This window comes from Nocardia gamkensis NBRC 108242 (genome assembly GCF_001612985.1).
GTDB classification, from domain to species: Bacteria; Actinomycetota; Actinomycetes; order Mycobacteriales; family Mycobacteriaceae; genus Nocardia; species Nocardia gamkensis.
In genome coordinates this window covers 1-19,624 of sequence record NZ_BDBM01000037.1, presented here as the reverse complement: position 1 = coordinate 19,624, position 19,624 = coordinate 1, and the positions used below count along the sequence as shown (strand labels likewise).

Sequence of the window (19,624 nt, the reverse complement as noted above, 5' to 3'; positions counted from 1 at the left end):
CAGCCGTAAGTGGCGGTATTTCTCATTGTCAGGTGGCGCAGACGGTGTCGAGAGTAGGCCTCTGGTCCGAGCCGCAGACTCCTAGCGTGGCGCCGCCACACTTCTTGCCCCTTCTGCACAGGCGGACTTCACCGAGGAGTATCAGCACGCGAGTCGTGGTAGCGCGTGCTCTTGACCGGGTCGTCCCCCTCACAGCCCTGTCCGACGGGAGACCGCACTCTTCTGCGCTGACCGAGCTGACCGAGCGTGGTCGGCGGAACCACTCGGGGCGGATGTCGGCAGGAACCGAGCCGCCACCAGGTAGGCTCACCACCCGGCACCTGAGGCCCATTGGGGTGTGAAAGTTGTATGACGCCAGTAATTTTGGCCGCTACGGCAGGAGTCCTGGGTATCGCGATCGGTCGACTTTGGGACTCCCGGGCCGAGTCCTCGAGGTGGCGTCGAGATCAGAAGACTGCCAGGTATCAGCGTTACGCGGAGGAGTTTCAGTCTGCCTTCGAGGTGGTTCGTGCCATCGCTCTCGCGGAGCGCGCGAGCGACACCTTCGCCGAAACAGTCAGCCGGGCACGGACCGACGGGTTCAAAAGCGTCTGACAGCGCGTTCATCGCTGTGCGGGTTCATGGGTCGGCCTCGGTGGTCGACGCTGCCACAAAAGTGGAGCACACGATGCCGAGCCTGTTCGAGCAGGCGCAAGAACGAGCCGTGTCCGACCAGGAATGGAAGCAGATGGCCCGTCCTGCCCGTCAGGCTGCGCCACTCCCGCGCCACCGAACTCATCAACGCCGGCGTCTCGATCGAGGTGGTGCGCAAACGTCTCGGTCATGCCTCCACCGAAACCACGCAGGTGTACGCGTTGCTCGCTGACCAGATCGCAGACACCGAGATTCGCGCTGCCCGGCGACGCCGCGACACCTCGGTGAGCGGATCGAAGCCCCTGTCGGAACGCTGCAAGATCACGCTGGTTTGAATGACGAAACCCCGGGGCGGCTCATACCTGGAAGTCCCCGGAGGTGTCGATCGCTTTTGGCCCCGGGGCGAACCCGAATCATCGCGCTGAGACAGCCAGTCTGCCTCGTTCGCCCCAGCGCCTCGTCTCTACTCCGGACGCCGCCGACCCGTTCTGAAGGAACAGTCGGAGGTGAGGTCTACAGGTGTGGCAGGTCCGGCTGGTTCGTGATGGCGGAGGTGACGTCACTTGTCAGATGCGGTACGTCACTGTCGCCACCATTCGCATCAAGGACATCTGACCAGGCACCTGAATCCCGGCCCTCCGAAGGTGAAATGGGAAGACGAAACTACCTCACGGGGAGGATGCTGCCGGCGAAGCCCGGCGGATTCATGAACGGCTTCAGCTGGTTCCGCTCCTCCCGCTCGCAGGGCGAGCCCAGTCGCCATCCGCTGCCGGCCTGAAGTCCTCAGCACCCTAGAGTGATCATCGATATTTTCGAATTCTTCGGGAACCGAGCGCATCGACGCGGCGTCCAAGATCATGACCACTTATTTCAGGAAACGATTGCCGCCGTTGGCGAGTCGGCAGTGCCCCTGGTTACTCAAGAGTTTTAGCAAGCCCTTCATGAGGCGGTGGCCCGGGCTCCGAAGTACTACTTCGGAGCCCGGGCCACTGAGATTTCGCAGCACCCAGTGACAGCCCGTAGTGCGTGAGGACTGTCTACTTGGCCTGCACCAGTTGTTTGGCTGGGTTGGAGTCGGGAGCTACGCCGTCGTGGGCCACCATCGCGTCCTGACGCCCGAGGACTGGACCGCCGGGCAGTAGACCGACGATCGGCCACGGCGCCCGCTCCGGGGTGGCGTGCTCGGAATCCATACCGAGAGCCTTTTGCGCCTCGGTGTCCTTGATGCCGTAGCGGACTCCGGTGTCGGCAACATAGAACACGCTGTCTTTGCGCTGGCTATCCGGCTCGATTCCGGTGGTCTGCACGAGCATTCCCGAGCCGGGAGTGGTGTAGAACTGGGCGACTCTACCGCTGGCGGCGTCGGCTTGGGCCAGCCGCACCGGACGGGCCTCGTCCGGGATGGGTAGTGCCCGACCGGTAATCAGCGACAGCTCGGCGCGGCGGCCGCCATCGGCCTCGGCCGCCGCGGAGGTCGCCAGCGGCTTCCACGATAGGCACTGCACCGCATGGTCCTTGGTGTCCACGATGGTCGGCGCCGTGTCGGGATAGTCCTGCACGGACAGCTCGTTCACGATGTCGGCGTTCGTGCGGGTATAGGCCGTGATCTCGTAGTTTCCAGCGGTGGGATTGGAATTGCGGATGATCTCGGCAGTCAAGGGCGAAATCGGCTGCAACCCTGTCCGCAACACCACGTAGTACTGATTCTCACTCGGCACACGCACCACGTCGCCGTTGCGATGGCCGTCGACGGGCTCGAGTGGAAAGCCGCCCGGATCATCGATCTTGGGTGGGGTGATTCGTGCCACTTCAGGGACCGCGTTCAAAAGACCTTCGCTGATGGGGCGAGGAGTCATGCCGCGGATCTTCAATGCGTCGGTCACCGTGCGATCTGTCATGTCCACACGGGCGCGACGACTGTTGTAGAGCAGGTATGCCGAGTCCTTGCCCTGCACCAGCAGCGCCCGTCCGTGCGGCAGCGCACCGACCTTCTCACCGAGGTCGAGTTTGCCGGCGATGACGATACTGCTCAGCGCGTTCGAGCCATCTGTTTTCAGCTCGTCACATACCGTCCATGCGCGGCCTTCGCCCTTGGCGTCGAAGCTCAAGGCCGAGGGTGCGCCGGGAATGCCGATGAGCGTGCCGCGTGGCCTCTTCGCCAGCTCCGACTCCTTGACGATGGCCGGCTTGGCGGGGTCACCGGCCGCCAACCGTGCTGATGCGAGATTCAGCGCCGGGTGCACTACGCCATCGAGCATCACGTACACCTGACCGGAATCCTTGCCGATGAGGATCTTGTTGTCGTCGATCTTGTTCTGCGGACGTATCAGCGCCAGCACACCACAGCCCGCAAGCACCACGCAGGCCAGAATCAACCCCGCCGCGTAGGCGCGCGATTGTGAGCGCATCGGATCATGCAACATACGCACATCCCGGCGCACCAAAGCGTGTTCCATCCGCCGAACCAGGAAGCGGTAACCGCTGACCTGCCAACGAGTAGTGGGTTTTGAAGGCATAAGTGCTCCCCCGACCAGTGCTCACAACTTGCCGACATACCTTAGCCCTGCAAAACCTTCCCAGTGCTAATCCAGCGGTCGATCGCGGCTTGGCCCCCAAGCCGTTCATGGCAGGACGCACCACCGGCAGAGAAAGGGTGTCCAGGCGGACAGCGTCCGAGTCACGCGAACGCCACCTCAACCTGACGCGGTTCGGGCGTCATCTATGTCCGGCCGGATTCGGCGCGCTCCGATAGCCGGCTCAATGGTCTGTCGCCCCGCATCGGCCCACGCCCCGCGCCGAGCGTAGTTGTGACACAACCCAACTCGGAGTTCGCCGAAAGCCCAGGCCGGGACCGGTGTCGCGCGGATCTGTTGACAATCCCGAACGTCCGCCCTAATCTCTTCTTAAACGAAGAGAACGCGTCTAAGAAGATAATTCTTCTACGCAGACATAAGCGCCGAAGGGACTCCGCCATGACCTCGACCAGCACAGATACCGAATCGACCACCCGCCGCAAGCCGCGTCGCCGCGTCGTCGTACGCGTTCTGGGGGCCACCACGCTCGCCCTCGGCATCGCCGCCGCCGGTGGCTACGTCTGGCTGGACCGGACCTCCGACGTCCGGAATGTCGGTGTGGCCGAGTGCACGAGCCTCACCCCGGACGGCGGCGACGCCGACGAACTGCGTGCGGTGTGCGACACCATCAGCGACATGACGGCGGCGTGGGGCCGGGGCGACGCCGCCGCCTACGGCGCGACCTTCACCGAGAACGCCACCTACACAACCTTTCTCGGCACCCACTACGCGGGACGCCGCGATCTCGCCGAGGCGCATCGGGCCCTGTTCTCGGGTTTTCTGAAGGGCACTCGGCTCGCCGACTCGTTCCTCGGTGTGCGCTTCTACGGAGACGACGTCGCGATAGTCACCAGCCGCGGCGACCGCTACGAAGGTGACCGCCCGGCGGAGCTGTCCAAGACCCAGACCTACACGTTGGTGCGGGAAGGCGACGGGAAGTGGCGGATCGCGAGCTTCCACAACACCAAACGCCAGGCGATCATGGAACGCGTCTCGTTCCTGTTCGACCCGGAAACCCGGCCGCAGGCCGAGCGGTGAGAGCGCTTGTCACCGGCGCCAGCGAGGGCATCGGACGGGCTGTCGCGGTCTCTCTCGCGAAGGACGGATACGCGGTGACCGCTGTGGCCCGCGGTGTGGAAGGCCTCGAAACTCTGATGGCCGAACTTGGCGGCGGCCACGACTATCTCGCCGCCGATCTCGGCACCGAGGACGGACTGCGCTCCGTCGCGGAACGGCTCCGGCACGGCGGCTACACACTATTGGTCAACAATGCCGGCACCGCCGGGCACGGCGATTTCTCCGCAGTCGCGCTCGAATCAGCGCTCGCCACGCTGGATCTGAACTGCCGAGCGGTTGTCGTCCTGTCCCACGCTTTCCTCGCCGCCGCTACACCGGGGAGTGCGCTGGTGAACGTGTCTTCGACGCTCGGCTCCACCCCCAAACCCGGCATGGCTGTCTACAGCGCGTCCAAAGCTTTCGTCACCGCGTTCTCCGAAACGCTCTGGCACGAACAGAAAGCACGCGGCGTGCGAGTGCTGGCCCTGTGCCCCGGGGTCACTGCCACGGCCTCCCAGACTGCGGCTGATGTGCCGTCCTGGTTGATCCGCACGCCTGAGCAGGTCGCGGACCGCACCCGCAAAGCGCTGGCGGGCAATGCCGGTCCCATCGTCCACTCCAGCCGAATCAACCGCGCATTCGCCGCCGCGCTGCGGCTGCTACCCCGACGGGCCGCCATGGCGCTGCTGGCCGACTGAGAAGAGAACCATGACCAACCACACCACCATCCGCGGTCTGAGAGAGCGCATCGAAAGCGCCTGGAATCGCGTCCCATCCGCCGAGACCGTCTACCACGATGGCGATGATCGTGCTCATCGCGTCCGGTTGAACAAACGCCGGCGCACCCCAGCCGGGCAAAAGGCACAGCGCAAGCCGCTCCCGCGAGCCGTTCCCTTACTGTCCCGATCCGTGTCTCGGCCGGGTGCGCACTGATGGCCGCCATCGCTGTCCTCGGAGCCACCGGCCGCACCGGGCGCATCGTCGTGGATCGCGCGCTGGCTCGTGGGCATCGCGTCACCGCGATCGTTCGCCGGGCCGCGAATACGGTTCCCGCCCCGGGCGTGACCGTGGTGACGGCCGATCCGTGCACACCGAACGGATTGACGGGGCTACTCGACGGCCACGACGCGGTGATCTCCGCACTCGGTGCCACCGGGCGCGGCCACACCACCGTCTATTCCACCAGCACCGCCGAGATCATCGCTGCCATGCGCCCGTCCGGACGGCTCCTGGTGATCTCCTCCGCAGGTCTGAGCATCCCCGCGAATGCCGGACCGGGCACCCGCCTGTTCGCCCGCGCCCTGCACCGCGTGATGCGGCATACCTACTCGGATATGGCGCGCATGGAACAGCTGCTCGCACACAGCGACCTGCGCTGGACAGCGATCCGCCCCACCCGATTGACCGACGCACCCGCCAGCACCCGCCCCCGCATCTCGCTCAGCGGCGAGTCGAAGGTAGGCCCACACACCGCACGAACCGATCTGGCCGACTATCTCCTCGACGCCATCAACGACCAGCGCACCTACGGCACCACCGTCGCCGTCTCCTCGTGATCGCCGGTGGGCGTCCTTCCGGTGAGGGTGGCACATGGTCGCGGCATTTTCCGAGAAGAGGTCTCCAGGGTGTGCCACTCGCGGGTCGACCATGATGAAGTCGCACTTCCGGAGGTGGGAGGGGGCGCGGCCTCTGCGCTGGGGAGACCGTGAGGCGATGTCATATCGGGATAACAACCCGATCGCAGAGGGCAACTGATACGGAATCGGCCCGGCTCCTGACGTTCCGAGTCAGTGGGCCGGGCCGTGTCGATCGATGTGGTCAGTGGCGGTGGAATTCGCCATCCGTCACGCCTGCGGTGAAGGCGTCCCATTCGCCGGGGGTGAATACCAGCGCAGGGCCGGTCGGGTTCTTCGAGTCGCGTACGCCGACCGAGCCTCCGTCGAGATAAGCGACCTCTACGCAGTCCCCGCCCGCCTGGCTGTAACTACTCTTGAACCAGCTCGCGTTGGATAATTCCCTGGTCACGCGCCGTACTCCTCTGCGATCTGCTGCACCAAGATTCTGGTGTCACTTTCGCTCAACGCTACCTGGCGAAGGCTTGCCGCTGTCGCCCTGTGGCGCTCGATCACCCAATCGTCTTCCAGGAACAACGCACCTGTGAAGCCTTCCACGAAGACAACCGGCGGCTCCGGTGCTCGGCTCAGATGGAGGGCGGGAAATTCGAACAGGGTGAACGACTGAACTACCAAGCCCGGGTGTCCACCGGTATCGAAGGGGACTACGCGGATGGAGACGTTCGGAAGACTTCCGACATCGAGGAGGTAGGGCAACTGCTGTGCCATCACATCTCGCCCACCGACCTGGTGCCGCAGTACGGACTCGGACAGCAGCACTTCCAGCGAGAAGTTCGGGTCTTCAGCAAGCCGACGCTGCCGCCGCGCGGTCAACTCGAGTCGTCGCTCCACGTCGACAGCTGACATGGCCGGATCGGTCGTCCGCGCAATCCATCTGCGATACCCGGCGGTTTGCAGCAGGCCAGGCAGCAGCGTGAGTTGGAAGGCGGTCATGCGGGAGCACGCTTGCTCCAAGCTCATGAAGTGATCGAAGTGTGGGTTGACCACATCGGCGTAGGCGCGCCACCAGCCATTGGAAGGGTCGCCCTTGGCTGCTTTGACTTCTTGGAGCAGGCCCAGCACTTCAGCTTTGGCATCTCCATCCGCCTCGTAGAAGTCCAGCAAGTCACGAAGCTGCGCCGTGCTGATCCTGACTACCTGCCCGTCTTCTAATCTTCCGATGCCCTGCTTGGACACCTCGATCGCCAGCCCTGCCGCAAGTTGGCTCTTCTTGGCTTTGGAGCGCAGTTCGCGGAGTCGGCGTCCGAGCGCACGCCGGGGAAGGGTGGACCCTCCTGCCATTGCTTAACCTCGCTATCTGGTGTGACCCGTACTGGACCGAAACTTGCTGGACCGGTCTGTGGAGGACCGCCTTCGGCTGGACCGCCCCATACTGGCCATCCAGTGTAATTGATGGAATGTCCTTGTTGGGCAGTCCAGTTGAGCCGATTTGCTGTGTACTGAGTACGCGCCCGGCAACGAGAGCTGTTGATCCAGCGAATATTCCGTTCTCGTTCGCACGCCCGGTCGCTCCCGACGCCAACCGGCCGGGGCTCGCCCTTCGCACGACCTTCGATCCGAGTAGGGGGCTTTCGAGATGGACCATGAGCCGTTCGAGGACACACCGGTCTCGCGGTGCCAGTTCTACCGCCGCGCATGCGGTCTACCCGCTGTCATCGACCCGCCCGGATTGGGGCGGATCGTCGTGCATGCGGGCAGCGTGTGGGGGATCACGATGCCTGCGCGGTTGGGGCAGGCGGTGCGGGCGCATCTGCACGGACAGGGGAATTCGGTCGGGCCGATCATCGGCCATCCACGCTCCGGCAGGTGGACGTTCTTGATTCGGCCGGATCTCGGGGAGGTCGATGACATGCGGCTGTTCGCAGAGCTGTTTCGGCTGGATGTGTCCGTCGCTCGTGCGGGTGCGGCGATCGCGCTGCCGTCGCCCACCGCCTCGGCGGGTGCGATTCGTCTGTGGATCGAACCGCCTGCCAATGCTTTTCGACCGTCCGGCGTCGCCGTGGTAGAGGCGATCCGCGCTTGGGCCGATCAAATTCCCCGCCGTCGGACGCGCGATGGTGACCGGCCATTCGATATCGCCGAGGTACACGGGTGATGGTCGCGATAGTCATCGCTGGAGTCGTGCTGTGGTTCGTGGCGAACTTCCTGGTCGCGATGGCGGTTCTGGAACGCCGCGTCGGGCGCGAAGTTCCGCGCTACAAACCTCTTCCGGCGACGGTCACAGGCACCGTGGCATGGATGCGGGCACAGACACTGCCGACCACCCGCCCGCTGGTCGCCGCGAACCGGGCATCGGCGTGAACGCCCGTATGCCGGGGGAACTCCCGCACGGAACCGGTGTGCATGCACCGGTCGGGCCGGACCCGACGCGCCCCAGCATCGCTCGGGTACACGATTACAGCCTCGGAGGCAAAGACAACTACGAAGTCGACCGGCGCTTCTTCCATGACATCCTCCAACTCGCCCCGAACATGCGAAAAGTGCCTTCGATGACGCGACTTTGGCTGGATCGCGTCGTCCGCCACCTCGTAGGCGAGGTCGGGATCGACCAGATCGTCGACCTCGGGGCCGGGCTGCCCGCCGCTACGAACATTCACGAGATCGCGCACCAGTACAACAGAGGAGCGCGGGTGGTCTACGTGGACAACGATCCGCTCTGCTGCACTCACGGCCGCGCCCTCCTCGAGCGGCATGCGGGCGTCCGTTACGTGCAAGGTGATCTGACGGAACCGCGAACCCTGCTGCCGGAAATCGCCGGCCACATCGTGCCCGGTCGCCCGCTCACAGTCATTCTGTCCGGCGTCCTGCATCACGTGCCCGATGAGTTCGACCCCGCGGCGATCGTCCGCGCGTACACCGAGTTCCTGCCGCCGGGTTCGTACCTCGCGATCAGTCACTACCTCGATCCCGCGGACAATCCCGCTGCCCACCGGCTCGCCCGCGAACTCGAGCACCGCTTCGTCCACGGCTTGGGTTCAGGCTGGTTTCGCACCCGCGAACAGATCGCCACCTACTTCGGCGGGCTGGAGCTTGTCGACCCCGGTCTGGTCGAACTCGGCGACTGGTGGCCTTACGGTCCCGCACCGCGCCCGCGATCAGTCGAGGAGCGACTGATGCTGGGCGCGCTGGGCCGCGTACCTACCCTCAGGACCCGCTGAGGAGCGACTCGGCCAGTTCGTTCTTCTCCGCCTTCGCTCCGAAGTAGTCGCCGCCCTTGGCTCGCACGTTGTCGGTGCCCCACTCACGCTGTTCGCGTGGGGCGGGTACCAGGTGCGGGATGTGCTTGCGGCAGTGGATATAGGCCTCTTCCACGCGGACCACGACCCAGTGTTCGGCCACGCGGCCCTTGTGGTTGACCGGCAGGTCGGAAACGACGTTGCGCAAGGCGTGGTCGGCGACGATGTGTGCCGAACCGTTGATGTGCAGTCCGATGAGGTCGCGCACGAAATCGAGAAGCAGTATCCCGACGTGCGCGTTCTCCAGGATATTGCCGAGGCTGGCCATGACGCCGTTGCCACGGTATTCCGGATAGGCGATCGTATGCTCATCGATGACGTGCAGAAAACCGGGCGGTCCGGCACGGAAACTCGAGTCGCATTCGCCGTTTTTGTCCGCCGTGGCGATGAACGCCATATCCATCCGGCCGATGAAATCGATCATCGTCGGGTTGAGTCGATCGAGCATCTGATCGTCGTAGAACCGCTGTGCTCGATCTTGTGTTCCGTACTGTTCCTGCAGCTCACGCTCGCCGCTGCTGCCACCGTGCATGCCGGGCATGGCCGCCCCCTCTGGTCGCCGGAATCCGGGGTTCACCAGGCTCGACATTGAACCGCGGTCGTACCGAGATCGTGTCGATTTTAGATGAGGATCGCTAGGTAAAACCTGGAAATCGGCATCGAAAATCCTGCCGATTTTCGTACGTACCAAGCATTTCGGGCGATTAGCTAAAAGCCGACCGGCCGGAACTGTTTCCGGCCGGTCGGCATTTGCGGGAGTGGTTCGCGGTGGGTCAGGCCGGGGTCAGCGTGACCGGAACCCCGTTGAACACGGCGTTGCCGGAGGGCGCGTCGACCACCGAATCATCGGTGAGCACATTGGCGTTGACACCCGCGTGCGCGCGGGCCACGGTCTGGCCGCTGTCGGCGTGGCCCCATCCGTGCGGCAGGCTCACCACGCCGGGCATGATGGCCTCGGTCGGCTCCAGCGGAACCGTCAGGGTCCCGGCGGCCGACTTGACCACCGCTTGATCGCCGAGCCCCAGCCGTGCCACGTCGGCCGGATTGATGTGCAGTGTGCAGCGATTCGACCCGCTCACCAGCGGCGCGATGTTGTGCATCCAGCTGTTGTTGGACCGCAGCTGCCGCCGCCCGATCAGCACGATCTCCGGCGCCTCGTCGGCCAGGCGCGCCCGCATCCGCGCCACGTCGTCGAGCAGGGGCTGCGGGGCCAGGTCCACGCGGCCGCTCGCCGTGCGCAGGACGCCCGGCAGGCGCGGCCGCAACGGGCCGAGGTCGATGCCGTGCGGGTTGTCCAGCAGCGCTTGCAGATTGAGCGTGCCGCCGTTCCATTCGCCGTACGGCCCGAGGCGCAGCATCAGGTCGATACGCTGCTCGGTGCTGTTCTCGCCGATCAGGTCGCCGCGCCGCTCCGCGAGCCCGGCCTTGTGCAGCAGGCCCGCGATGACGAGTTCGTCCATGGCGGTGAGCGGATCCATCCCGTCGGAGCCGTTGTGCGGCCTGCCGGTGAGCGCGGCGGCCAGACGTGCCAGGACGGCGGGCTCGGAGGGCCGGTCACCCAGCGGTACCAGCGGGCGCGAGTAGCGGGTGTAATTGCGCACGGCGAATTGCAGCAGCGCGAAATCGTAGTGCGGGGATTGGGTGGGACGCGGGGGAGGCAGGATCACATCGGCGTGCCTGGTGGTCTCGTTCACGTAGCGGTCCACGCTCACCATGAAGTCGAGCCGGGCGAATGCCTCGTCCAGGCGGGCGCCGCTCGGCGCGGACAGCACGGGGTTGCCCGCGACCGTCACCAGGGCGCGGATCTGCCCCTCGCCGGGCGTGGTGATCTCGTCGGCGAGCGTCGCGACGGGCAGCTCGCCCATCGCCTCGGGTAGCTCGCGGACCCGGCTGGTCCAGCGCCCGGCACGGAACGGCTTGGTCCGGGGGATGCCGCCGGCGGCAGCGGTGGCGAACATCGCTCCGCCCGGGGAGTCGAGGTTGCCGGTCAGCGCGTTGATCGCGTCGACCAGCCATTGCGTGATCGTGCCGAATTCGGCGGTGCAGGTGCCGATGCGGGCGTACACCGCGGCGGTCGGCGCCGCCGCGAGCTCGCGGGCGAGCCGCACGATCGTGGACGCGGGCACACCGGTGCGGGCCGCGACCGTGTCCGGGTCGAACGCCGCGGCGGTCGCGCGCAATTCGTCCACCCCGGTGACGTCGACGCGCAGATCGGTCAATTGCTCGGCGAAGAGCGTGTGCACGATGCCGAACAGCAGGTAGGCATCGCTGCCCGGCCGGATGAACAGGTGCTCGTCGGCGAGTTTCGCGGTGCGGGTCACCCGAGGGTCGACCACCACGAAGCGGCCGCCCCTGGCGCGCAGGGCCTTCAGCCTGCCCGGGAAATCCGGTGCCGTGCACAGTGAACCGTTCGATTCCAGCGGATTGGCGCCGAGCATCAGCAGATAATCGGTGCGGTCCAGGTCGGGCACCGGCACGGTCAGCGGGTCGCCGAACATCAGCCCACTGGCCACCTGCTTTGGCATCTGGTCGGCGGTGCTGGCCGAGTAGATGTTCTTGGTGCCCAGCGCGCGCAGCAGCATCGGCACGTACAGCGCGCCGGCCACGGTGTGCGCGTTCGGATTGCCCAAGTAGGCAGCGGCCGACTGGTTCCCGTGCTCGGCCACGACGGCGGGGAACCGCGCGGTGATGTAATCGAAAGCTTCGTCCCAGGTCGCGGCGCGCCAGGCGCCGGTCGCGCGGTCGCGGATCAGCGGTTCGGTCACCCGGTCCGGGTCCTCGTCGAGATGGCCGAAGCTGGCTCCCTTGGGGCAGATGAAGCCCTTGCTGAAGGGATCGCTGCGGTCGCCGCGGACCGAGGTGACGTGGTCGTCGGCGTCCAGGGTGATGTCCAAGCCGCAGACCGCCTCACAGAGTGGGCAGGTCCGCAGCAGATTGCGCGCTTGCGTGATCGGGGCCATACCCCATCTTGTCGCCCGGCGGTGGAACTGAAAAGAGAACGCTCGATATCGGCAACGCCAAACGACCGGTACCCGGCGGCGCTCCGGGGTGGGGATCCGGAGCGTCAGGACGGATACCGGTCGCAAACCGGCCGGGTAGCGCGGCCCCGGCCCGCGATCAGCAGGTTCATCCGATCAGGGAGGCGTTGCTCAGCAGACGATGGTCAGCAGGCGATGGTCAGCTTGGTGCGGCGCGCGGAGGTGGCGGCGCGCACGGCTGCGGCGAGGGCGACGACCGGCGGCACCCAACGGGCCTCGGCGGGCGCGACGCCCCAGCAGGCCGAGCCGGCCGAGAGCTGGGTGGGCGGCAGCGGGATGCCGGCGCCGTCGGTGTACACGGTGGCCCCGGCCTCGCGCAGCGCCTGCAACGCCATCGCGGCCTTGCGGACGCCGGTGACCAGGTGGATCTCGCGACGCTCCGGGCCCGGGATCTCGATCACCGCGCCGGACAGGTTGTTCGCGCGCAGGAAGCGGCGGACCTCGCCGGCCAGTTCGCCGGTGACCTCGATGCCGGACAGGTCGTCGTCGGTGATCAGGCTCAGACCGTTGGCCGTTTCGGCGACCGTCCACCCGCGCTGGTTGTAGTCCTGCGCAGCGGCGGTCAGTTCGGCCGCCGTGACGGAAGTCGGAAACGTGGTGCGCACTGTCTTCTCCATTCCCCGGTAGATCTTTGGGTCCTGCATTCATGGGTCGTATCGGCTGGGGCCGCCATGGGCGTTACGCGTTCTTCGAGAAAATTTCCGGAGTGTCGCCTACGTCTCATTTCCGAGAGGTTCGTACGTGTCTCGCCGGGCATCCCGAGGTGGCTCGCCATGGTTGCCACGCAGCTACTTTCGACCCCGGACCTGGCCGCTCGCTGCGCCGGAGCTGGGAGGTCGCTGTGGATGACCCCCCGGGAGTCGCGGGTGCGAAAACATACCGGTGGCGGGCGTTTCCGGCTGGATCGGAGCGGCCCGGGCAAGGAGGATTCTCGGCATGAGTGACGAACCCCACGGCGCCGGATCGCCCGCGGACCGCGAAACCGCGGACGTCGAGGAGTACGAGGCCGAGTCGCGCTGGCTCACGTGGAAGGAGTCGGCGGCCAAGCGGCTCGCCGGGGCCGCGTCCGACGAAGAGGAACCCGCCGAGCCGTTCCGCAGCCCCCGCGCGTTCGCACAGTGGAGCGCCGCCGCCGCGCGCGCCCTGCTCGATGTGCAGTTCCACCGCCCGGCCACCCGCACGCTTCTGCCGCTGGCCTACATCCTGGGGCTGGTGTTCGCCTTCGCTGTGCCGATCACGCTGACGGTGGCGGCGTGGCGGGTGTCCGCGGCGCTCGGCGTGCTCGCCGCGCTGCTGGGCGTCCCGCTCGGCCTCACCATCGCGGCCGCCGTCCGCTTGATGCTCGAGTTCCTTGTGAACGCCGCGCGCCTGGCGACGAGGGTGGAGCACATCAGCGAGCTGGCCGACGACCTGTTCCAGGCGTTGTCGGACGTGGCCGAGCCGGTCAACCAGTTGTCCGAAGACGTTCGAGCAGTGCAGTTCTGGCGCTTCCGCAAGCGCAACCCGCGCAGGTAGGGACGAAAACGCGGCGTGCGGAAGTGGTTTGACTCGCGGAAGCCATCGGCCTGGCTGAGACGCGCGCCGTGACCGCTGTGAGTTTCACTGTCAACAATGCTGTTCGGATACCCGGCACATCCACCACGGGTCTCCGGAGAGGGCGCGCCGCGCCGCAGACCGCGCGAACGCGCGGTGCGGGCAGTGTGCGGCTGGACAGGGGGGAAGCATGGCTTTACCACAGGGAACGACCGGATCGACGATGCCGCGACGGCAGCTCGGCAGGCACTTGCGCGATCTGCGCACCCGTGCCGGGATGACCACGCGGGTGGCCGCGCAGCAGCTGGAGTGGTCGGAGGCGAAGATCTGGCGGATCGAGACCGGCCAGACCTCGCTGCGTGGTCTCGATGTCGAGGCGATGTGCAAGGTCTACGGCGCGCCGCCCGACCTGCTCGAACCGCTGCGCGCGCTGGCGCGCGACACGAAGGCCAAAGGCTGGTGGACCGCCTACGGTGACGTGATCCCGGAGGGCTTCGACGTCTACATCGGGCTGGAAGAGGCGGCCACCCGGCTGTTCACCTACGAGAACGAGCTCGTCCCCGGACTGCTCCAGACCGAGGGCTACACCCGCGCGGTGTTCACGGCGGCGCGCCCGGAGTTGTCCGCCGGCGAGATCGACCGCAGGCTGCGGTTGCGGCAGGCCAGGCAGGCGCTGGTCACCCGCGCCGACGCGCCGCTGCGGCTGGACGCGCTGATCGATGAGGCCGTCCTGCGGCGGCGCATCGGCGACCCGGAGATAACCGCAGGGCAGCTCGACCACCTGCTGCGCATGACCGAACTGCCGAACGTCCGGCTCCGGGTGGTGCCCACCGAGTGCGGTTACCACGACGGCATGACGTCGGGCCGGTTCGTGCTGCTGGAGTTCCCCGAGGTGCGCTCCGGCGAGCCGTCCGAACCGCCCGTGGTCTACCTGGAGGCGTTCGCCGGGCCGGTCTACGTGGACAAGGAACAGGAGATCGCACGCTTCCGGGCGGCCTTCGCGAGCATCGAGGCGACGGCGGTCGACGCGCGAGCACGCATCGACGACGCCCGGAAATCGCTCTGACCAGGCCTATCCGGCGCTGATCAGCACTTCGGCGGCCCCGGCATGTCCCAGGTGTCGCTCAAGACCTCCCGGTGGGTGGGCAGGGCCTGCTCGTAGACCTCGCGGCCCTTCTCGGTGAGGCACACGAACACCGCGCGGCGGTCTTGCGCGCACATGGTGCGCTGGACGAGACCGTCGCGCTCCAGCCGGGCCACGGCCCGCGAGAGCGCGCTCTGACTGAGGTAGATGTCGTTGGCCAGGTCGCTCATGCGGTAGTCGCCGCAGTTCGCGTCGACCAGCCGGTCCAGCGTCTCGAATTCGCTGAGCCCGATGTGATGCCCGTTCTGCAGCGCCTTCTCGAGTGCGCAACTCACCGCCGCGTGCCGGTCGAGCAGCTCGCGCCACTCGGCGACCAGCCCGGCCTGCGCGGGAGCGCGCCGGACTGTGCTCACGGTGGTCGGCTTCGACATGGCCCCATCTTAGTGGGCACGGCGAGTGTATGCAACCGCATTAAATGTGTTGGCATTTAATGCACGCGCATGTAATGTTCCCCGCATGACTTCACCAGCGACGCTCTCGGCCGCTCAGGCGACCGATCCGGCCAGATGGTCAGCCCGGCTCTGGGGCATGCTGATCACGCTGTGCATCGTGTTGTTCCTCGACGGCCTCGACGTTTCGATGATCGGTGTCGCCCTGCCGTCCATCGGCGCGGAACTCGATCTGTCCACCTCGACCCTGCAATGGCTGGTCAGCGGTTACGTGCTCGGCTACGGCGGGCTGCTGCTGCTCGGCGGCCGCACCGCCGACCTGCTCGGGCGCCGCAAGGTCTTCCTGATCGCCCTCGCGGTCTTCGCGGTCGCGTCGCTGGCCGGCGGTCTGGTCAGCTCGGGTCCGCTGCTGATCCTCACCCGCTTCGTCAAGGGCCTCGCCGCCGCGTTCACCGCGCCGACCGGCTTGTCCATCATCACCACGAACTTCGCCGAGGGCCCCGCCCGGAACAAGGCGCTGTCCATCTACACGGTGTTCGGCGCGGGCGGCTACTCCATGGGCCTGCTGTTCGGCGGCCTGATGACCGGCGTCGGCTGGCGCTGGACCTTCCTGCTGCCGGTGCCGATCGCGCTCGCCGCGCTGGTCTCGGCGTACGTGCTGGTGCCCAAGGACAAGCCCGCCGAGGAAGGCGGACACGACCTGCTGGGTGCGCTGCTGTCCACCACCGCCATGCTGCTGCTGGTCTACACCGTGGTGGCCGCGCCGGAAGCCGGTTGGGCGTCGGCACGCACCATCGGCTCGTTCCTCGCGGTCGTCGCGCTGTTCGCCGGGTTCGTCGCGGTGGAGAAGCGAGTGCGCTACCCGCTGGTGCGTCTCGGCATCCTGCGCAAGTCCTCGCTGGTCCGCGCCAGTCTCGCGATCGTCGCGGTGGCGGGCTCCTACTTCAGCTGGCAGTTCATCGTGACCCTGTACATGCAGGACACCCTCGACTGGTCCCCGCTGAAGCTGGCGATGGCGCTGCTGCCGGTCGGTCTGCTGGTGGTGCTGTCGGCGTTCTTCTCCGACAAGCTCGTGGATCGTTTCGGCACCGGGCCGGTGATCGCGGTGACCATGGTCGTGATGGCCGTCGGTTACCTGCTGTTCCTGCGGCTGGACACCGCCCCCTCCTACCTGACGATGCTGCTGCCCGCGGTGCTGCTCATCGGCATCGGCTGGGTGGGCTTCCCCGCCATCAACATCCAGGCCACCAACGGCATCGAGGACGAGGAGCAGGGTCTCGCGGCCGGCGTGCTGCAAACCTCCATGCAGGTCGGCGCGGCCATCGTGCTCGCGGTGACCACCGCGATCATCTCCTCCGGCGCACACGCCGACATCTCGGCCGCCGGGATGCTCGACACCTACCGTCCCGGTCTGGAGTTCGCCGCGGGCGTGTCCGCCGTCGGCGCGCTCGTCGCCCTGCTCGCCTTCGCGCCGCGGTTCCGGGGCCGGGAGCGGGTGGTGGACGAGTCGAAGGAACTGGAACTCGTGGCCTGACCGCTGTACCGGCCGCATCGCGCCGTCACCCGCGCCGGGTGGCGGCGCTCGGCGTTGCGGAGGTCGCCTTTCTCTCCAGCCTCGGACCGGCTGCGTCGTCCTGCGCTCGTCGTGCGCCTGTCCTGCACCGCGCGGTCAGGGCAGGCGTCGCTTCTTCGCGCGGATCAGGAGAACGGCGGGGCCGCAGTATCTTTCGCCGAACGGACGAAGGTGAGTTCGCTGCCGTCCCGCCCCACGCGCGGCCATTCGATGCCCAGCGTCGGATCGAACGCGTCCATGTCGTGGTCGAACTCCGGCTGGTACTCCAGTGAGCACAGGTAGGTGACGGTCGATCCGTCCTCCAGCGACAGGATCGCGTGGCCGAGTCCCTCGGACAGGAACACCGAGCGCCGGTCGACGTCGTCGAGCAGCACGCTGTCCCAGCGACCGTAGGTCGGCGAGCCGGGGCGCAGGTCGACTACCACGTCGAGGAACGCGCCGCGCACGCAGGTCACGTACTTGGCCTGGCCCGGCGGGTCCTCGGTGTAGTGGATGCCGCGCAGCACCCCGGCCGCCGACACCGAGCAGTTCACCTGCCGCAGGTCGAACGGTCGCCCGGTCGCCTTCTCGAACTCCGAGGCCTTGAAGCCCTCGAGGAACATGCCGCGATCGTCGCCGTGCTGGCGAGGCGTGACCACCCACGCTCCCGGCACCGCGAGCTCCCGGAACTCCATGCTCACCAGTCCCGTCCGCGTTCGAGCAGATCGAGCAGGTAGCGGCCGTAACCGGAGCGGATCATCGGTTCGGCCAGTCGGCACAGCTGCTCGTCGTCGATGAGGCCCATCCGCCAGGCCACCTCTTCGGGGACGCCGATCTTGAGCCCCTGCCGCTCTTCGATGGTGCGCACGTAATTGGCCGCGTCCAGCAGGGAATCGAAGGTGCCGGTGTCCAGCCACGCGGTGCCGCGGGCGAGTACGTCCACGCTCAGGCGATCCTGTTCCAGGTAGGCGCGATTGATGTCGGTGATCTCGTATTCGCCGCGCGCGGAGGGACGCAGCGACCGGGCGATCTCCACCACGTCGTTGTCGTAGAAGTACAGGCCCGGAATGGCGTAGTTCGACCGTGGCGTCTTGGGCTTCTCCTCGATGGACACCGCCCGCCCCTCGGTGAACTCCACCACGCCGTAGGCGGTGGGATCGGAGACCCAGTAGGCGAACACCGCGCCGCCGTCGATCCCGTGGAAGCGATTCAGGCTGGTGCCGAGGCCGGGGCCGTGAAAGATGTTGTCGCCGAGCACCAGTGCGGCGCAATCCGCGCCGATATGGTCGGCGCCGAGGACGAAGGCCCTGGCCAGGCCGTCCGGCTCGGGCTGGACCACGTAGCCGAGCGACAGGCCGAACTGCGTGCCGTCGCCGAGCAGCCGCCGGAACGCCGCGGCGTCATCGGGTGTCGTGATCACCAGGATGTCCCTGATCCCCGCGAGCATGAGCGTGGAAAGGGGGTAGTAGACCATGGGTTTGTCGTAGACCGGGACCAGCTGCTTGCTCACCCCGCGCGTGATCGGGTGCAACCGGGAGCCGGTGCCGCCCGCCAAGATGATTCCGCGCATGCATGGAGTCTGCCAGTTTCACGACGCCGGGATTCGGTGAGGTTCCGAGTAGTCCTCGATTCGGTCACGGTTGTTTCGCCACCGGTGCGGATCGAGCGATTCTGTTGCGTAGGTCACGATGCGCATGGTGTTCTGAAAAGACACCGCGTGAGATGTCAGCGCCGACAGCTCGCCTGGGCGACCTCGGTCCGGTCGTGATTCGGCGCACCAGTTGTGAGGTAGGTGCGCGATGGCGACCAGAGACGGCGAGCCCGGCGTGGTGATGAATCCGAAGGGCCCCAGCGCGCAATCGCGGCTGCTGCTGGCCACCTGTATGGGCGTGGTCCGGCCGGTGCTGCGAACCTTCCCGGTCACCAGGACGACCATTCCTCTCGGCGCCGCCACCGTGGAGGGGCTGGCGCGGTTGCGTCCTCGGCCGCAAGGCATCGATCGGGAGCAGGTGTCGCTGCACGGTATCCGCCTGGAGATCATCCGCCCGGCCGGTGCGTCGCGCGCGCTGCGCCACGGCGCGGTGCTCTATATGCACGGCGGCGGCTTCGCGATCTGCAGTACCCGCAGCCACCGCCCGGTCGCGGCCAGCCTGGCCCGCCGTACCGGTCTGCCCGTGATCAACGTCGAGTACCGCCAACTGCCCGGCACGCGGATCACCGACTCGGTGCGCGACTGCCTGGCCGCGTATCGCTGGCTGCTGCGGCACGGCGCCGATCCGGGGCGGATCATCTTCGCGGGCGACTCGGCGGGCGGATACCTCACCTTCGCGACCGCGCTGCTCGCCTTGGACTCGGGTCTGCCCGTGCCCGCCGGGTTGGTCGGCTTGAGCCCGCTGCTCGACCTGGACTACGGGGCGAAGCGCGACTATGTGAATGTGACGCGGGATCCGTATATCCCGCTGTCGGCGCTGGAAGCGGTGGTGCGCATCGGCGCCGAGATCGACGGGGCGCTGGATCCGAGTCTGTCGCCGGTCAACGCGGTGCTGTCCGCGCTGCCCCCCGTGCTGCTGATCGCCGCCGAGGACGAGGTGCTGCGCTTCGACTCCGAATTGATGGCACAGCGGCTCACCGCGGCGGGCGTGCCGAACGCGCTGGAACTGTGGCGCGGCCAGGTGCACGCCTTCATGAGCATCGCGCCGGGCCTGCCGGAGAGCAGGGCGGCGCTGGCGCGGGTCTCGCGGTTCGTGCGGGCCCGCATCGAGGACGACCAGCAGGCACGGACGGCTTGACCGCCCGGCCTTTCCAGGCGAGCCTCGCCCCGCGTTTCAGACGGGAC

Annotated in this window: 20 protein-coding genes; 11 read left to right on the top strand and 9 right to left on the bottom strand. The window is 67.1% G+C overall.

The annotated features are described in order from the left end of the window. Window positions 1-620 precede the first annotated feature (620 nt). A complete protein-coding gene (locus NG1_RS38875; protein WP_281218324.1) occupies window positions 621-968 on the top strand; it encodes a tyrosine-type recombinase/integrase in 348 nt (115 codons plus the stop codon). Between the two features lie 702 nt (window positions 969-1,670). Here NG1_RS38875 and eccB read toward each other — a convergent pair. Beyond that, on the bottom strand, window positions 1,671-3,149 hold the full coding sequence (gene eccB / locus NG1_RS25815; protein WP_062974962.1) for a type VII secretion protein EccB: 1,479 nt from the start codon (window positions 3,147-3,149) through the stop codon (window positions 1,671-1,673). 456 nt (window positions 3,150-3,605) lie between these two features. Between eccB and NG1_RS35895 the strand changes: the two genes are divergently transcribed. The 3 genes from NG1_RS35895 (at window position 3,606) to NG1_RS25800 (ending at window position 5,818) form a co-directional block, all read left to right on the top strand. Then, complete coding sequence (locus tag NG1_RS35895; protein ID WP_084499189.1) at window positions 3,606-4,244, top strand: SgcJ/EcaC family oxidoreductase; 639 nt, start codon at window positions 3,606-3,608, stop codon at window positions 4,242-4,244. Further along, complete coding sequence (locus tag NG1_RS25805) at window positions 4,145-4,960, top strand: SDR family NAD(P)-dependent oxidoreductase (protein WP_369691025.1); 816 nt, start codon at window positions 4,145-4,147, stop codon at window positions 4,958-4,960. The genes NG1_RS35895 and NG1_RS25805 overlap by 100 nt, the downstream gene beginning before the upstream one ends. Before the next feature lie 234 nt (window positions 4,961-5,194). Then, window positions 5,195-5,818: an NAD(P)-dependent oxidoreductase gene (locus NG1_RS25800; protein ID WP_062974958.1), complete on the top strand. Its 624-nt coding sequence runs from the start codon at window positions 5,195-5,197 to the stop codon at window positions 5,816-5,818. 262 nt (window positions 5,819-6,080) lie between these two features. On the opposite strand, the gene NG1_RS25795 is transcribed toward NG1_RS25800, so the two are convergent. Continuing rightward, window positions 6,081-6,287: a DUF397 domain-containing protein gene (locus NG1_RS25795; protein WP_062974956.1), complete on the bottom strand. Its 207-nt coding sequence runs from the start codon at window positions 6,285-6,287 to the stop codon at window positions 6,081-6,083. Next, entirely contained in the window at window positions 6,284-7,177 is an 894-nt protein-coding gene (locus NG1_RS25790; RefSeq protein WP_063910435.1) for a helix-turn-helix domain-containing protein, read from the bottom strand. Before NG1_RS25790 ends, NG1_RS25795 begins: the two co-directional genes overlap by 4 nt. 388 nt (window positions 7,178-7,565) lie before the next feature. Between NG1_RS25790 and NG1_RS25785 the strand changes: the two genes are divergently transcribed. The 3 genes from NG1_RS25785 to NG1_RS25775 are packed head-to-tail and all read left to right on the top strand — an operon-like array spanning window position 7,566 to window position 9,054. Further along, on the top strand, window positions 7,566-7,991 hold the full coding sequence (locus NG1_RS25785) for a DNA-directed RNA polymerase subunit beta (protein WP_245660053.1): 426 nt from the start codon (window positions 7,566-7,568) through the stop codon (window positions 7,989-7,991). Next, window positions 7,991-8,197 (top strand): hypothetical protein, encoded by a 207-nt coding sequence (locus NG1_RS37550; protein WP_062974952.1) that lies wholly within the window; start codon window positions 7,991-7,993, stop codon window positions 8,195-8,197. The genes NG1_RS25785 and NG1_RS37550 overlap by 1 nt, the downstream gene beginning before the upstream one ends. Further along, on the top strand, window positions 8,131-9,054 hold the full coding sequence (locus NG1_RS25775) for an SAM-dependent methyltransferase (protein ID WP_369691026.1): 924 nt from the start codon (window positions 8,131-8,133) through the stop codon (window positions 9,052-9,054). The genes NG1_RS37550 and NG1_RS25775 overlap by 67 nt, the downstream gene beginning before the upstream one ends. On the opposite strand, the gene NG1_RS25770 is transcribed toward NG1_RS25775, so the two are convergent. From NG1_RS25770 to NG1_RS25760, 3 genes are all read right to left on the bottom strand, one after another. Then, the gene (locus NG1_RS25770) at window positions 9,041-9,673 is read right to left on the bottom strand and encodes a pyridoxamine 5'-phosphate oxidase family protein (protein WP_062974995.1); all 633 of its coding nucleotides are present in this window, start codon (window positions 9,671-9,673) and stop codon (window positions 9,041-9,043) included. The two genes, NG1_RS25775 and NG1_RS25770, sit on opposite strands and share 14 nt — an antisense overlap. A 232-nt stretch (window positions 9,674-9,905) precedes the next feature. Then, window positions 9,906-12,092: a molybdopterin-dependent oxidoreductase gene (locus NG1_RS25765; RefSeq protein ID WP_062974948.1), complete on the bottom strand. Its 2,187-nt coding sequence runs from the start codon at window positions 12,090-12,092 to the stop codon at window positions 9,906-9,908. Between the two features lie 203 nt (window positions 12,093-12,295). After that, window positions 12,296-12,814: a hypothetical protein gene (locus NG1_RS25760; RefSeq protein WP_245548778.1), complete on the bottom strand. Its 519-nt coding sequence runs from the start codon at window positions 12,812-12,814 to the stop codon at window positions 12,296-12,298. A gap of 292 nt (window positions 12,815-13,106) precedes the next feature. Between NG1_RS25760 and NG1_RS25755 the strand changes: the two genes are divergently transcribed. Together NG1_RS25755 and NG1_RS25750 are read left to right on the top strand one after the other, a co-directional pair. Beyond that, complete coding sequence (locus NG1_RS25755) at window positions 13,107-13,685, top strand: DUF4282 domain-containing protein (protein ID WP_062974946.1); 579 nt, start codon at window positions 13,107-13,109, stop codon at window positions 13,683-13,685. 241 nt (window positions 13,686-13,926) lie between these two features. Next, on the top strand, window positions 13,927-14,769 hold the full coding sequence (locus tag NG1_RS25750) for a helix-turn-helix domain-containing protein (RefSeq protein WP_245660052.1): 843 nt from the start codon (window positions 13,927-13,929) through the stop codon (window positions 14,767-14,769). A gap of 20 nt (window positions 14,770-14,789) precedes the next feature. On the opposite strand, the gene NG1_RS25745 is transcribed toward NG1_RS25750, so the two are convergent. Then, complete coding sequence (locus NG1_RS25745; protein ID WP_062974942.1) at window positions 14,790-15,218, bottom strand: MarR family winged helix-turn-helix transcriptional regulator; 429 nt, start codon at window positions 15,216-15,218, stop codon at window positions 14,790-14,792. Window positions 15,219-15,303: 85 nt separating this feature from the next. Between NG1_RS25745 and NG1_RS25740 the strand changes: the two genes are divergently transcribed. Continuing rightward, window positions 15,304-16,770 (top strand): MFS transporter, encoded by a 1,467-nt coding sequence (locus NG1_RS25740; protein WP_062974940.1) that lies wholly within the window; start codon window positions 15,304-15,306, stop codon window positions 16,768-16,770. A 164-nt stretch (window positions 16,771-16,934) separates the two neighbouring features. Here the strand turns inward: NG1_RS25740 and NG1_RS25735 are convergent, their stop codons facing one another. Then, on the bottom strand, window positions 16,935-17,483 hold the full coding sequence (locus tag NG1_RS25735; RefSeq protein WP_040864275.1) for a dTDP-4-dehydrorhamnose 3,5-epimerase family protein: 549 nt from the start codon (window positions 17,481-17,483) through the stop codon (window positions 16,935-16,937). A gap of 2 nt (window positions 17,484-17,485) precedes the next feature. Next, window positions 17,486-18,358 (bottom strand): glucose-1-phosphate thymidylyltransferase RfbA, encoded by an 873-nt coding sequence (gene rfbA, locus NG1_RS25730; RefSeq protein ID WP_062974939.1) that lies wholly within the window; start codon window positions 18,356-18,358, stop codon window positions 17,486-17,488. Window positions 18,359-18,587: 229 nt separating this feature from the next. Here rfbA and NG1_RS25725 point away from each other — a divergent pair, with 229 nt between their 5' ends. Continuing rightward, a complete protein-coding gene (locus NG1_RS25725; RefSeq protein WP_062974937.1) occupies window positions 18,588-19,577 on the top strand; it encodes an alpha/beta hydrolase in 990 nt (329 codons plus the stop codon). The last annotated feature ends 47 nt before the right edge of the window (window positions 19,578-19,624 follow it).